At 72.4% G+C, this 13727-nt stretch carries 14 protein-coding genes; 3 read left to right on the top strand and 11 right to left on the bottom strand.

What is annotated here, in order from left to right; translation table 11 throughout:
- Positions 1-14: 14 nt before the first annotated feature.
- Positions 15-452, bottom strand: a complete 438-nt coding sequence (locus tag ACIO9J_RS03835; protein WP_401991986.1) for a nuclear transport factor 2 family protein — start codon at positions 450-452, stop codon at positions 15-17.
- An 86-nt stretch (positions 453-538) separates the two neighbouring features.
- Here ACIO9J_RS03835 and ACIO9J_RS03830 point away from each other — a divergent pair, with 86 nt between their 5' ends.
- Complete coding sequence (locus ACIO9J_RS03830) at positions 539-1111, top strand: PadR family transcriptional regulator (protein ID WP_401991983.1); 573 nt, start codon at positions 539-541, stop codon at positions 1109-1111.
- Between the two features lie 45 nt (positions 1112-1156).
- On the opposite strand, the gene ACIO9J_RS03825 is transcribed toward ACIO9J_RS03830, so the two are convergent.
- Complete coding sequence (locus ACIO9J_RS03825; protein ID WP_401991981.1) at positions 1157-2146, bottom strand: fibronectin type III domain-containing protein; 990 nt, start codon at positions 2144-2146, stop codon at positions 1157-1159.
- A gap of 217 nt (positions 2147-2363) precedes the next feature.
- Here ACIO9J_RS03825 and ACIO9J_RS03820 point away from each other — a divergent pair, with 217 nt between their 5' ends.
- Complete coding sequence (locus tag ACIO9J_RS03820) at positions 2364-3239, top strand: glycoside hydrolase family 75 protein (RefSeq protein ID WP_401991978.1); 876 nt, start codon at positions 2364-2366, stop codon at positions 3237-3239.
- Between the two features lie 120 nt (positions 3240-3359).
- On the opposite strand, the gene ACIO9J_RS03815 is transcribed toward ACIO9J_RS03820, so the two are convergent.
- The 8 genes from ACIO9J_RS03815 to ACIO9J_RS03780 form a co-directional block, all read right to left on the bottom strand.
- On the bottom strand, positions 3360-3788 hold the full coding sequence (locus ACIO9J_RS03815) for a PTS fructose transporter subunit IIA (protein WP_401991975.1): 429 nt from the start codon (positions 3786-3788) through the stop codon (positions 3360-3362).
- Positions 3781-4407, bottom strand: a complete 627-nt coding sequence (gene dhaL / locus ACIO9J_RS03810) for a dihydroxyacetone kinase subunit DhaL (protein ID WP_401991972.1) — start codon at positions 4405-4407, stop codon at positions 3781-3783. The genes ACIO9J_RS03815 and dhaL overlap by 8 nt, the downstream gene beginning before the upstream one ends.
- Positions 4408-4491: 84 nt before the next feature.
- A complete protein-coding gene (gene dhaK, locus ACIO9J_RS03805; RefSeq protein ID WP_401991969.1) occupies positions 4492-5484 on the bottom strand; it encodes a dihydroxyacetone kinase subunit DhaK in 993 nt (330 codons plus the stop codon).
- A gap of 221 nt (positions 5485-5705) precedes the next feature.
- Positions 5706-7103: a serine/threonine-protein kinase gene (locus tag ACIO9J_RS03800; RefSeq protein ID WP_401991966.1), complete on the bottom strand. Its 1398-nt coding sequence runs from the start codon at positions 7101-7103 to the stop codon at positions 5706-5708.
- Positions 7104-7283: 180 nt separating this feature from the next.
- The gene (locus ACIO9J_RS03795; protein ID WP_401991963.1) at positions 7284-8306 is read right to left on the bottom strand and encodes a hemolysin family protein; all 1023 of its coding nucleotides are present in this window, start codon (positions 8304-8306) and stop codon (positions 7284-7286) included.
- Positions 8303-9688, bottom strand: a complete 1386-nt coding sequence (locus ACIO9J_RS03790) for a hemolysin family protein (protein ID WP_401991960.1) — start codon at positions 9686-9688, stop codon at positions 8303-8305. The genes ACIO9J_RS03795 and ACIO9J_RS03790 overlap by 4 nt, the downstream gene beginning before the upstream one ends.
- A 193-nt stretch (positions 9689-9881) precedes the next feature.
- Positions 9882-10922 (bottom strand): hemolysin family protein, encoded by a 1041-nt coding sequence (locus tag ACIO9J_RS03785; RefSeq protein ID WP_401991957.1) that lies wholly within the window; start codon positions 10920-10922, stop codon positions 9882-9884.
- The gene (locus ACIO9J_RS03780) at positions 10919-12247 is read right to left on the bottom strand and encodes a hemolysin family protein (RefSeq protein ID WP_401991954.1); all 1329 of its coding nucleotides are present in this window, start codon (positions 12245-12247) and stop codon (positions 10919-10921) included. Before ACIO9J_RS03780 ends, ACIO9J_RS03785 begins: the two co-directional genes overlap by 4 nt.
- Positions 12248-12612: 365 nt before the next feature.
- Here ACIO9J_RS03780 and ACIO9J_RS03775 point away from each other — a divergent pair, with 365 nt between their 5' ends.
- Positions 12613-13020 (top strand): hypothetical protein, encoded by a 408-nt coding sequence (locus ACIO9J_RS03775; RefSeq protein WP_401991951.1) that lies wholly within the window; start codon positions 12613-12615, stop codon positions 13018-13020.
- On the opposite strand, the gene ACIO9J_RS03770 is transcribed toward ACIO9J_RS03775, so the two are convergent.
- Positions 13017-13724 carry a TetR/AcrR family transcriptional regulator gene (locus ACIO9J_RS03770; protein ID WP_401991948.1) on the bottom strand — a complete coding sequence of 236 codons (708 nt, stop codon included), beginning with the start codon at positions 13722-13724 and terminating at the stop codon, positions 13017-13019. The genes ACIO9J_RS03775 and ACIO9J_RS03770 overlap by 4 nt on opposite strands.
- Positions 13725-13727 lie beyond the last annotated feature (3 nt).

The following is a 13727-nucleotide window of genomic DNA, read 5'->3' as shown; positions in this document are numbered from 1 at the left end:
GGCCCGCCGGGGGGCTAGCCCGCCTCGGGCGCCGGGGCAAGCCCGTCGGCGACGAGCCCCGCGTACACGGCCTGCCCGAGCGCCTGGACCGCGGACTGCGGGCGCACCATCACGGTGAACTCCTTGATCAGGCCCTCGTCGTCGAAGTGCAGCAGGTCGATGCCGTGGATCTCCTTGCCCGCCACCGTCGTGCGGAAGAGCAGGACGGCCGATTCCGCCTCGCTGCCGTCGGAGCTCGTCCGAGACTCCCCGGCGAACGACCCCACGTACCGGAAGTCCTCGAAGGTCCGCAGGAGCACGCCGAACAGGCCGAGCACCATCGGCCGCCCCTCGAAGGGCGTGAACTTCACCGGGCTGTAGAAGCGGATGTCCGGCGTGAACAGCTCCTCCAGCGCGTCGAGGTCGCCCTTCTCGACGACGGCACGGAAGCGGGCGGCGGTGGGGTGCGTCATGGATCCTCCATAGTCATCAATCTGAGTAGTCAGATCGATGACTATGATGGGGGTGTGGGACGGCGAAAGGGAAGGGGAACCGGACGATGGCTCTGCGACACGCGGTGCTCGCCGCGCTGCTCGACGGCGAGTACAGCGGCTACCAGCTGGCCAAGGGCTTCGACATCGGCGTGGCCAACTTCTGGCACGCCCTGCCGCAGCAGCTCTACGCCGAGCTGGCCAAGCTGGAGGCGGAGGGCCTGGTCGCCGGGCGCGAGGTCGTCCAGGAGGGCCGCCCGAACAAGCGGCTGTTCCGGGTCACCGGCGAGGGCCTCGCCGAGATGGAGCGGTTCGCGGCCCGCGCCGCCAAACCGTCGTTCATCCGCGACGACCTCCTGGTGAAGGTGCAGGCCGTCGACGGCGTCGCCGCCGCGCCGGTGATCGAGCAGCTCACGGAGCGGGCCGCGATCGCCGACGCGAAGATCGAGGTGCTGGAGAAACTCCTGGTCAAGCTGCGCGGCGGCGCCGACGAGGACGACTTCCTGCGCACCGGGGAGCGCGTCGGCCCCTATCTGACCTGTCTGCGCGGCCTGGCCTTCGAGCGCGAGTCGCGCGACTGGTGCCGGCGCGCCGCAGACCTGCTCACCGCGCGGTCGGCGGCGGCGCGAGGGCGGCGCTGAAGGGGCCGCGGCTGCCTGGCCCCTTCACGCCTCGCATCGCGGGTCTCAGGAGCGCCCGGTGATGACCGTCCGCTCGGCGGAGTAGCCGCCCCACGTCCCGTCGGGGAGCTTGGGGCGGATCCGTATCCGGTGCCGCTCCCCGGCCTTCTCGCCGATGTAGAAGCTGTGCTCGGCTTTGTCGCGCGGCGCCGTGCCGCCGAAGACGAGCGCGGTGGCCGCGCGGCCGTCCAGCTGGATCTGATACTCCGTCACCGCGCCGCCCGTGTCCGGCGGTGTCCAGGACAGATCGATGTAGTACGCCCCGTCGGCGCGGTGCGTCGTCGCGCGGAAGCCGGACGGCGCGGTGGCGCGCCCGCTGTCCTTGCCCGCCGCCGTGGTGATCCTGACCTTCTCGCTCGCGGGTGAGAAGTTGTCGGCCGCGTCGCGCGCCTTGACCGTGAAGACGTACGTGGTGCCCGGCCGCAGACCGGTGACCAGCGTCGCCGTCTGCGCCCCGCCGACGCTGTGGATCTTCGAGGTGCCCTGGTAGATCTCGTACGAGGCCACCTTCTGGTCGTCCGACGACTTCCCCCAGGAGAGCTGGGCCGCCCGGCTCCCCGCCGCCTCGCCCCTGAGTCGTCCGGGCCGCGACGGTGCCTTGTGGTCGGCCACGGATGACTTGGGTGTCGTCACGGTGAGCTTTCTGCTGTCCTCGCTGACGTTCCCCTCGGCGTCGCGGGCCCGCACGGTGAAGGCGTACGTGGTGCTCGGCTCCAGGCCGACGACGTCCACCATGTGCTGTCCGCCCGGCACTTGCTTGACCTTCTTGGCGTCGCGGTACACCTCGTACCCGGTCACGGCGGTGTTGTCGGTGGCCTGGTTCCACATGACGTGGGCGGTGGTGGCGCTGCCCGCCTGCACGGTCAGTCCCCGGGGCGCGGCGGGCGGCTTGGTGTCCTTGCCCTCGCCGCCGCCCCACGCGCAGCCGCCGAGCGCGGCGACGGCCAGGGCGGTGAGCAGGGTCAGGGGGGTGGACAGGTGCGGGGTCCGTCGCACGGTGCTGCCTTCCACTCGACGGCATTGGTCCGGACCTATTCCACACAGGTGACGGGGGCACATCAAGAGGCGCGGTGGACCGGTTGCGGTCGGCGTCCGGAGCGGCGGAGGCGTCCGCCGTCCGGGCCCCGAACGCGGGACGGTGCATACGTCGGGGCACAGATTGGGATATCTGGTCTACAAGCCGTCAAATGTCCCCTATGAAGGGTTTCTTCTCGTGCGTACCAGAACGGCGGCCCTGGCCGCCGCTGCCGGGGCCGCCCTGCTGGCCCCCGCCTCGTTCCCCGCCGCGGCACAGCAGCCGCTGGCCGAACCGGTCGTCAAGTCCCCTGGCGGAGCGGCGAGTTCGGGGCGTGAGGCTGGGGCGGGCGGGGCGGACCAGGGCGGGGAGGACGGCGGTGGGGCGTCGTACGGGGACGGGGCGTACGAGGGGCGGCGGTACACGGGAACCGCGCGCACGCCCGGGACTCCGGGGGCTCCGGGCGCCCCGGCCACTCCTGGCAGGGAAGGGTCCGTGCGCGCCGCCGACCTGCTCGCGAGGACCGGCTCCTGCAAGCAGATCTCGCACGGCAAGTTCCGTACGGACGACGGCGCCCGCGCCACCGTCCCGGTCTGCGCGAAACGCGGCGCGGTCTTCTGGAAGGCCGACATGGACATCGACTGCGACGGGCAGCCGACCAAGGCGTGCAACCGACGCACCGACCCGCTCTTCTTCCACGCCACGGCGTTCCAGCAGTCCGACGGCCGCCAGCTCAACGCGGAACGCCTGCCCTACGTCGTGGTGCCGGGTGCCAGTCGCCGCTGGAAGCACGCCGCCCACGGCATCACCGGCGGCACGGTCGCCGCCGTGATCTACCGGGGCAGGGTGCAGTACGCCGTCGTCGGCGACACCGGGCCCACGGACCTCATCGGCGAGGCGTCGTACGCGACCGCCAAGGCGCTCGGCATCCGGCCCGATCCGAGGAGCGGCGGCGTGGGCTCCGGCGTGACGTACATCTTCTTCAAGGGTCCCAAGGCCGCGCCGATCGAGAGCCACCCGGCGGCGGTCGCGAGGGGCGAGGCGCTGGCGCGGCGGTTCGTGCGGCAGAACTGAGCGGTACGCCGTACGGCGGGGAGGCGCGCCGGAGTCCCACCGGCGCGCCTCCCCGACCCCGTTTCTCTTCCTGGCTCCGCCTCCCGGATCGGGTTCCGGGATCGGGCTCCGCGGGGCGGCTCACACCTTCCGGTAGGAGTACGCCTCCGCGGCCGCCGCCTCGACGGCGGCGATGTCGGCGCCCGCCGACGCGGTGACCACGGCGGCGACCGCGCCCTCCACGAAGGGGGCGTCCACCAGGCGTGTGCCGTCGGGGAGTTCGTCGCCCTCCGCGATCAGCGCCTTCACCGTGAGCACCGCGCTGCCGAGGTCGGTAAGGACCGCGACGCCCGCGCCGCGGTCCACCTCGGCGGCGGCCGCCGCGATGAGGTCGGAGCTGGTGCCGAGCCCTCCGTCCGCCGTGCCGCCCGCCGCGGCGACGGGCGCGGTGGCGCCGCCCGCGAGCCCCTTCGCGAGCGCGGCGACCGCGTCGGCGACGGGGCCGCTGTGCGAGACGAGGACGATGCCGACCAGCTTTGCGCCGTCGCCCGTGTTCGCGTCGTCAGCCACGGTCGGCCTCCGGGGTGCTGGTACCGGTTCCCGTCTCGGCGAGCGCCTCGAAGAGCAGGGCGGACGAGGTGGCGCCGGGGTCTTGGTGCCCGACGCTGCGCTCGCCCAGATAACTGGCGCGGCCCTTGCGGGCCTGCAAGGGCGTCGTGGCGAGGGCGCCTTCGCGTGCGGCGTCCCGCGCGGCGGCGAAGGACTCGCCGAGCGCGTCGACGGCGGGGACGAGCGCGTCCAGCATCGTCTTGTCGCCGGGCGCGGCGCCGCCGAGCGCGGCCACCGCGTCCACGCCGGTGCGCAGCGCCTCGGCGAACGTGGCCTCGTCGACCTCCGTGGCGTCGCCGAGCGCCTTGCCGGTGCGGCGCAGCAGCGTGCCGTAGAGCGGCCCCGACGCGCCGCCCACCGTGGAGATCAACTGCCGCCCGGCCAGGGTGAGGACGGCGCCGGGCGTGTCCGGTGCCTCCTTCGCCAGGACGGCCGCGACGGCGGTGAAGCCGCGCTGCAGATTGCTGCCGTGATCGGCGTCGCCGATGGGTGAGTCCAGCTCCGTGAGCCGGTCCGCCTCACGGTCGACGGCGGCCGCGGCGGCCGTCAGCCAGCGGCGGAAGAAGTCGGCGTCGAGCACAGAATCTCCTTGCGTAGTACGTGTCTCTAGGTATGTGTACGTGTGTGTACGTGTCTCTAGGGTGTGTCTACGTGTGTCGGGGGGTCACATACCCCAGCGCAGCCCGGCCGTGCGTACCGGTGCGTCCCACAGTCGCAGCAGTTCCTCGTCGACCTGACACAGCGTCACGGAGGCGCCCGCCATGTCCAGCGCCGTCACGTAGTTGCCGACGAGGGTGCGGGCCACCGGTACGCCACGTTCCGTGAGTACGCGCTGGACCTCGGCGTTGAATCCGTACAGTTCGAGCAGCGGTGTGGCGCCCATGCCGTTGACCAGGACGAGGACCGGATTGCGCGGGTCGAGGTCCTCCAGGACGGCGTGCACGGCGAAGTCGGCGATCTCGCGCGAGGTCATCATGGGGCGCCGCTCGCGCCCCGGTTCGCCGTGGATGCCGATGCCCAACTCCAGTTCCCCCGACGGCAGGTCGAAGGTGGGGCTGCCCTTCGCCGGGGTGGTGCACGCGCTGAGCGCGACGCCGAAACTGCGGGCGTTCTCGTTCACCTGCCGAGCGATCGCCTCGACCCGCTCGAGCGGCATGCCCGCCTCGGCGGCGGCGCCCGCGATCTTCTCCACGAAGAGGGTCGCGCCTGTGCCGCGTCGGCCCGCGGTGAACAGGCTGTCGGTCACCGCGACGTCGTCGTTCACGAGAACCTTGGCCACCTGGACGCCCTCGTCCTCGGCGAGTTCGGCGGCCATGTCGAAGTTGAGGACGTCACCCGTGTAGTTCTTGACGATGAACAACACACCGGCGCCGCTGTCCACGGCGGCCGCGGCCCGCACCATCTGGTCGGGCACCGGAGAGGTGAACACCTCACCGGGGCAGGCCGCCGACAGCATTCCGGGGCCCACGAAGCCGCCGTGCAGCGGCTCGTGCCCCGAGCCGCCGCCCGAGACGAGGGCGACCTTCCCCGCGACGGGGGCGTCCTTGCGCACGATCACCCGGTTCTCGACATCGACCGCCAGCTCGGGGTGCGCGGCCGCCATGCCGCGCAAGGCGTCGGCGACGACGGTCTCTGCCACGTTGATCAGCATCTTCATGCGTACCTCCGAGAAATCCGAGTGAAGCGAACGATCTGGGTCGGACGGGCCGGTCAGCCCCTGACCGGCCCGTGCCCAGGATCGAGCATCGTCGGACAGTTGTCGCGGGGGAAGCTCCGCGTCGCGCTCCGGGAGGCTCCGCGGCTCGGAGGAAGCCGCTCGGAGGAAGCCGCTTGGAGGAAGCCTCGGACGGCCGGGGGCAGGTCAGATCGCGGTCGGAGTCACTCGGGTCGGGTGCAGAGGTAGCCGTCGGTGAGCCGTATGGTGCCCCCGGGCGTGGCGCAGGCGACGGCCTGCTCCGAGACCACGACGTTCTTCGTGGCGGCGGACCAGCACGGGACCTCGACCCACTCCCCGCGCCAGGTGTCCTTCTCCTCCTGGGCCCAGTGCACACAGTCGCCGACCCCGGCGGACGCCACGTCCCCGTTGAGCTTGGAGCTGACCCAGTTGGCGAACTCCTCGTTCTGCCCGTACAGGAGCAGCAGGACCACGCCGGCGACCAGCAGCCAGCCCCAACCTGCCGCGCTGTTCGAGGAGTTGCTCGCCGGGCTGCTCGGCGTCGTGGGCTTGGCGGGGGCGGGGGCGGGGGCGGGGCTGACCGAGGGCGTTGAAGTCGGCTTCGGGGTCGCCTTCGGGGTCGGCTTCGGGGTCGGCTTCGGGCCCGAGGTGGACTTCGGCTTCGGCAGCTTCGCCGCCTTTCCCGGCGCACCTGCCTTCGCCGCCTTCCCCGGCAGCGGTTCGGCCTTCGTCTTCGTCTTCGTGGTCGTCTTCGGGGCTGTCCGCGTCGGCTTCGCGGCCTTGAGCAGGGCCATGGCCTCCGGGATCGAAGGGCGGTCGGCCGGGTCCTTGACCAGCAGGGCCATGACCAGGGGAGCGAGGTTCCCGGCCCGGCGCATCGGCTGCGGCTCGTCGCTGACGACCGCGAGGAGCGAGCCCGCCGGAGTGTCCCGGTGGAAGGGGCAGACGCCCTCGATGGCCTCGTACAGCGTCGTGCCCAGCGAGAAGAGGTCGCTCTCGGGGCCGCCCCGCTCGCCGTGCGCGCGCTCGGGGGAGAGGTAGGGCGCCGAGCCGATGACCACGCCGGTCGCGGTGAGGCCCGTCTCCGCCTCGTTGGCCGCGATCCCGAAGTCCGTGAGCAGGATGTGGCGGTCCTCGGTGACCATCACGTTGGCCGGTTTGATGTCGCGGTGCACGATGCCCTGCTTGTGCGCCGCGTCGAGCGCCTGGAGGAGCGCCCTGGTCAGCCGCAGTGCCGCGGGCGGCGACAACGGGCCCGATTTCAGGCGCTCTTGGAGCGTGCCGCCGGTGACGAGCTGCATCACGATCCACGGGATGCCGTCCTCTATGACGACGTCGTGGACGGTGACGATGTTCTGGTGGTCGCGCAGCTTCGCGGCGCTGAGCGCCTCACGTTCGGCGCGCTTGAGCCGCTCGGAGCGTTCGGCGGGCGTCAGATCGGCCGGCAGGCGCAGCTCCTTGAGCGCCACGTGCGTGTCCAGCCGCCCGTCGTACGCCTCCCAGACGCGTCCCATGCCGCCCACGCCCAGGCTGCGCATGAGCCGGTAGCGGCTCGCGACGAGATCCCCCTGTTGTGCCCCGTGTGCTGCCCCCTGCGTCACTGCTCCCCCGCTCCCCGTCCCGCGTGACGTTCAGCAAGGGTAAGGCTTGGGACGTGGAGCGCAGAGGGCGTTGCAAGGAGACGACCTTGCGCAGAGCGGAAGTTGACGGCCGGTCAGAAGTGCTTCCGCTCAGAAGTGTGTGCGCTCAGAGATCACTCCGCCGGCCGCCCCCTCCTCACGTCATGCCGCCCGGCCCGGCTCCATCAGGCGGGCCAGCAGGTCGTCCAGGCTGACGAGCCCGGTGAGCCTGCCGGAGTCGTCGCCGACCACGGCGAGCGTCGCGCGGCGCTGGCGGAGCGTCTCGACGGCGTGCGCCACCGAGTCGTGCGCGGACAGCTCGGGCACCGGCCTGGCCAGCTCGCGGGCGGTGCCCGCCCGGCCGCGGGCACGGGCGACGAGCACGTCGCGGGCGTGCACCGAGCCGACGACAGTGGCGCCGTCGCGGACCAGGAGGCGCGTGCGGTCGCTGCCCGACGCCACCTCCAGGATCTCGTCGAGACCGGCCGTCGCGGGTACCGAGGTGATCAGGTCCGCTGGCGTCTGCAGGTCGCCCACCGGGCTCAGCGGCGCGGTCAGCGAGCTGGTGATCAGCTCCGAGTCGGCCCCGCTGATCAGGCCGAGCCGCTCCGACTCCGCCACCAGGTAGGTGAGTTGCTCGCGGTTGTGGACCGAGGCGAGCTCGTCGCGCGGGGTGACCCGGCACATCCGCACCAGCGCGTTGCTGACCTTGTTGAGCAGCCAGATCAACGGCCGTACGACCTTGACCACGGCCCGGAACGGCGGCGTGAGCAGCATCGCGGAACGCTCGGGGTGCGCGATGGCCCAGGACTTGGGCGCCATCTCGCCGACCACCATGTGCAGGAACACCACGACGGTCATCGCGAGGGCGAAGGCGATGCCGTAGCTGAGTCCGGCGGGCAGGCCCAGCTTCTCCAGGAGCGGATCGAGTTCGTGCGAGATCGCGGGCTTGGAGATGGAGCCGAGGCCCAGGGTGCAGACGGTGATGCCGAGCTGTGCGCCCGCCAGCATGAGGGAGAGCTCCCGCATGCCCGCGAGCGCCGATTTCGCGCCGCGCTGGCCGCGGGCCGCCGCCTGCTCCACGCGGTGCCGTCTGGCGGCGACCAGGGCGAACTCGGCGGCGACGAAGAACCCGCTGCCGACGAGGAGCAGCAGCGTGACGAAGAGAGCCATGGGGAAGCTCATGAGGTGGCTCCCTTGCTGCCGGTGCCGGTGCCGGTGCCGGTGCCGGTGCCGGTCCCGGCCCCCGCGCCCCCGTCATCCGCCAGCCGCTCCACCCGCACCCGCTCCGGCACGTGCCGGTCCAGGGCGAGTACGGCGATGGCCGCCGTGCCGCCGTCCGGCAGCGCGACGGTGAGTCGGTCCCCGACGGTCGGGAAGCGTCCCAGCCGGTCGACGATCAGTCCGGCCACGGTGTCGTAGTCCTCTTCCTCGGGCAGTTCGATGCCGGTGGCGTCGGCGATCTCGTCCAGGCGGCGGCCCGCGGCCACCAGCCATCCCGCGCCGTCGGCGACGGCGGGGGCGACGACCGTGTCGGACTCGTCGGCGATGTCACCGACGAGTTCCTCGGCGATGTCCTCGTACGTGACGATCCCGGCGACGCCGCCGTGCTCGTCGAGGACCACGGCGAACTCGTCGTCGCGCTCGCGCATCTGCGTCACGGCCTCGGGCAGCGGCAGCGTGTCGGGCAGGAACAGCGGGCGCCGGGCCGCGTCACCCGCCGCGGTGCGCTCGAAGCGGGCGGCGGGCAGCCGCATCAGTTCGCGTACGCCGAGGACGCCCGCCACGTCGTCGGGGTGGTCGCCGAGCACCGGGTAGTTGGAGTGACCGTGCTTGGCGATCAGCTCCACGGCCTCCGTGGCGCTGGCGTCCTTGCGGACGAAGACGGCGTCCGCGCGCGGCACCATGACCTCGTCCAGGGTGCGCTCGGAGAACTCCAGGGCGTGGTCGAGCAGCTCGGCGGTCTCCCGGGGCAGCTCGCCCTCCTTGTGGGACTCACCGATCAGATGGCTGAGCTCCTCCAGGGTCGCGCCGTGGTGCAGCTCCTCGACCGGCTCGATGCCGATCCTGCGCAGGATGCGGTTGGCCGCGCCGTCGAAGACGCGCACCAGCGGTCCGACGACCTTCAGGTACGCGAGCGTGGAGCCTGCCAGGGACTTGGCGAGGCGCTCGGGAACGGCGAGCGCGAGGTTCTTCGGGGCCAGCTCACCGAGGACCATCTGCACCACGGTGGCGACCACGAAGCCCACCACCACGGAGATCGCGGAGACCGCCCCTTCGGACAGTCCCGTGCCGTCGAGTGCGGGCTTGAGCAGCGCGGACACGGAAGGCTCCGCGAGGAAGCCGACGACCAGACCGGTGACGGTGATGCCCAGCTGCGCGCCGGACAGCATGAAGGAGAGCTTCTCCAGGACCTGGAGGGCGCGGGCGGCCTTCTTGTCGCCCGCGGCGGCCTCACGCGCGAGGGCGAGGCGGTCGGCGGCGACGTAGGCGAACTCCTGGGCCACGAAGTAGCCCGTGCCCGCGGTCAGGACGAGGACGGCCAGCAGGCCGAGTACGGCACTCATCGAACACCACCCCGTCGCGTGCCGCGATCAATCCTTTTCAGGCGGGATGGTCGGGGACTGTGCCCCGGAGGGTCCGTCGGTCTGGCGGACACAGGGTGGCTCCGTTCTCGTATGAGGACTCAGTGAACGATTCTCGGCCCGGCGCGGTTCCCCCGCCACAGCTGACGGGGGAGACCGCGCCCGGCGGGGCGGATCAGGCGGGGGCGACGGCGGAAGCGGCCGCAGGGGCCGGTCCCACCAGCTCGGACAGGACGTCGTCCATGGTCACGAAGCCCAGCACCGCGCCGCCCTCGCCGAGAACCGCCGCCAGATGGCTGCCCTCGGCGCGCAGCGCGGTCAGGGTGTCGTCGAGCGGGGTGTCGATGCGCACGCGCGTGACGGGGTGCAGGGCGTCGGCGGGGAAGGGCGCGTCCCGGTCGGCGACACCGAGGGTGTCCTTGATGTGCAGATAGCCGAGCAGCGCGTCGTCCGGGCCGATGACCGGGAAACGCGAGTAGCCTGCCGTGGCGGCCACGCGTTCGAGGCGGGCCGGGGTGACGGCGTGGTGGACGGTGTGCATGTGCACGAGGGGGACGAGGATCTCGCCGACCGGCCGGGTGCCCAGCTCCAGGGCGTCCCGCAGCCGCTCGCTGTCGGCGGCGGAGACCAGCCCCGCCTCGCTGGAGTCGGCGACCATGCGGGCCAGCTGGTGGTCGGTGAAGGCGGCCTCGACCTCGTCCTTCGGGTCGACCTTCAGGAGCCGCAGCAGGGCGTTGGCGAAGGCGTTGACTCCGAAGATGACGGGCCTGAGCGCCCGGGTGAGCGCGACGAGCGGCGGGCCGAGGAGCAGCGCGGTACGGGCGGGCGCGGCCAGGGCGATGTTCTTGGGGACCATCTCGCCGATCAGCATGTGCAGATACGTGGCGACCGTCAGCGCGATCACGAACGCGATCGGGTGCACCAGCGCGTGCGGGACGCGGGCCGCCTCGAAGGCGGGCTCCATGAGGTGCGCGATGGCGGGTTCGGCGACCGCGCCGAGCACCAGCGAGGAGACCGTGATGCCCAGTTGGGCGGTGGCCATCATCGCGGAGATGTGCTCGATGCCCCAGAGCGTGGTCCTCGCGCGCTTGTCGCCCGCGCGGGCCCCCGGCTCGATCTGGCTGCGGCGCACGGAGATCAGCGAGAACTCGGCCCCTACGAAGAAGGCGTTGGTGAGCAGCGTCAGGGCGCCGATGGTGAGCTGGAGCGCGGTCATCGGGCGTCCTCCAGCCGCTTGTGGTGCGTGGGCTCGGTGATGTGCACGCGGTCCGCGCGGTGGTGGTCGACGTCCAGGACGTCGATGCGCCAGCCGTCGACGTCGACGCTGTCGCCCTGGACGGGGATACGGGCGAGCCGCGTGGCGACCAGGCCCGCGACCGTCTCGTAGGGACCGTCCTCGACGGCCATGCCCATCCCGGCCAGCTGGTCTATCCGTACGCTGCCGTCGGCCCGCCAGGCCCTGCGGCCGTCGTCGGCCGGGGCGGCGGGCAGCAGGTCGGGGACCTCCATCGGGTCGTGCTCGTCGCGGACCTCGCCGACGACCTCCTCGACGATGTCCTCCATGGTCGCGACGCCGGCCGTGCCGCCGTACTCGTCGATGACGACCGCCATGGTGCGCGTGGTGCGCAGCTGCTCAAGGAGCCGGTCGGCGGTCAGGCTGTCCGGCACCAGGAGCGGCCGGGTGGCGAGCGCGGTGACCGGGGTCGCGGCGCGCTTGTCCGGGTCCAGGGCGAGGACGTCGCGGATGTGGACGGTGCCGACGACCTCGTCCAGGGAGTCCCGGTACACGGGGAAGCGGGAGAGGCCCGTCGCGTACGTCAGGTTGGCGGCGTCGGCGGCGGTGGCATGCGCCTCCAGGGCCTGGACGTCGACCCGGGGCGTCATCACGTTCTCGGCGCTCAGCTCGCCCAAGTGCAGCGTGCGGACGAACAGTTCGGCGGAGTCCGCCTCCAGGGCGCCCTCGGCCGCCGAGTGCCTGGCAAGGGCGACCAGTTCCTCGGGGCCGCGCGCGGACGCCAGCTCCTCCGCGGGCTCCAGGCCGAAGCGGCGTACGAACCGGTTCGCGGTGTTGTTGAGGTGCCGGATGAACGGGCCGAACGCGGCGGTGAAGCCGCGCTGCGGGGCCGCCACCACCTTCGCGACCGCGAGCGGCCGAGAGATCGCCCAGTTCTTCGGCACCAGTTCGCCGACGACCATCAGGACGACCGTGGACAGGACGACGCCGAGCAGCGTGGCGGTGGCCGACGCGGCGCCGCCGAGGCCGGCGGCCTCCAACGGGCCGCGCAGCAGCGCCGCGAGCGACGGCTCGGCGAGCATGCCGATCACCAGGGAGGTGACGGTGATGCCCAGTTGGGCTCCGGAGAGCTGGAACGTGAGGCGGCGCACGGCCTTCAGCGCGCCTTCCGCGCCCCGCTCACCCGCGGCGGCGGCCCGTTCCAGGTCGGCCCGCTCGACGGTGGTGAGCGAGAACTCGGCGGCGACGAACAGCGCGCAGGCCAGCGTGAGGAGCAGGGCCAGGAACAGCAGCAGGACCTCGGTCACCGTGCCACCCCCGATCCCGTACGCATGCGAAGCGGTGAGGGGACGGCACGGCTGGTACTGGGAGGCTCACCCATCGTGGGCCGGGGCTCCTTCTTCTCCTCGCACGAGGGTGTCCTCGCGCGAAACGGCGGATCGTGAAGCACGAATGCTTCTACACCTACTGTAAAGGAACCGTAAAACGTCCAGGCCCGGCGGCCCGGGAAAGCCGAGAGCCGTGACGTAAGGGGGCAAGTGCGGACCTCTCCGCCGTCGGGGTGGATGGTGCCCCCTGCCGGTGAAAGAATCCGGTCGGCAAAGACGGCGACGGGCACCTTCGAGCGCGTCCCTGGCGGGTGGGGGCCGATGTGGCTGTGGAGTGGCGGCAGATGAGGACCGGGGCCAAGGCGGTCCCGCGGCCGATCGCGAACCTCGTCGTCTGGACGGGGGCGGGAGCGGGCGCGCTGCTGCTCGTCGGCGTGCTCAGCGCGCTGGGGGTGCTCGACCGCACGGGCCTCGCGCTCGCCGTGCTCTGCTCGCTGGCCGCGGTGCTCAGCACCCGCGGCAGGGTCGCGGCCGCGCCGGGCACGGCGGTGCTGTGCTGGCTGGTGCTCAACGTCTTCGCGACGCACCCCACCGGAGAGGTGAGCTGGGCGGGGCACCGCGACCCCGAGTGGCTTGTCTATCTGCTCGTCGCGGGCCTCACGGGCGCGGTGGCGAGCCGCATCGTGAGCGCCAGGGCCGCCTATCGCCGGGTGACGCCGCAGATCGGCCGCGGCGGCCCGGCGGACTTCTAGCGCCTGAGCAGCGCCGCCAGTTCCGCTTCGAAGAGGGTGGCGGGGTCGAAGCCCATGCCGCTGAAGTGGCCCGAGAGCTCCAGTGAGAGCACGCCGTGCACGCGGGTCCAGAAGGACAGGGCGCGGTGCAGTTCGACGGGGGTGGCCGGGTGGTCGCCCGCCCACTGCCGGTGCGCCTCGATGTGCTGCTCGAAGTCCACGTCGGGCGAGCCGGGGGAGTCGGGCGAGCTGGGGTCCCCGGGGCCGGGACCGGCGGCTTCCGGGGAGTCGTCCGGCAGCTTCGCGGAGGCGTCGAGCAGCGCCGACATGATCTCTTGGGAGATCGCGGTGACGTCCTCGGGGGCGTGGTATCCGGGCACCGGGGTGCCGAAGATCAGCAGATACCGATGGGGGTCCTCCAGCGCCCAGCGGCGCAGGACGTGCCCCAGCTCCGGGAGGTCCGCGCCGTCCCTGGCGTTCGCGCCGACGGTGTCGGCGAGGCCCCGGTAGGCGTCCCTGATGAGCTCGGTGATCAGCTCGTCACGGCTGCCGAAGTAGCGGTAGAGCGCGGGGCCGCTCATGCCCATCCGCTTGGCGATCGCGTTGAGGGACAGCGCGGACGCGCCCGCGTCGGCGATCTGCTCCCACGCCCGTTCCTTGATCTCCGCGCGGACCTGGCTGCGGTACCGCTCGCGGGGGGATGCCGTGCCGGCGGCCTTCGCCATGTC

It is taken from the genome of Streptomyces sp. NPDC087300 (assembly GCF_044744425.1).
Classification (GTDB): Bacteria; Actinomycetota; Actinomycetes; order Streptomycetales; family Streptomycetaceae; genus Streptomyces.
Note: the sequence above shows the minus strand (reverse complement) of the source record. Positions and strands in the feature narration are given on the sequence as shown.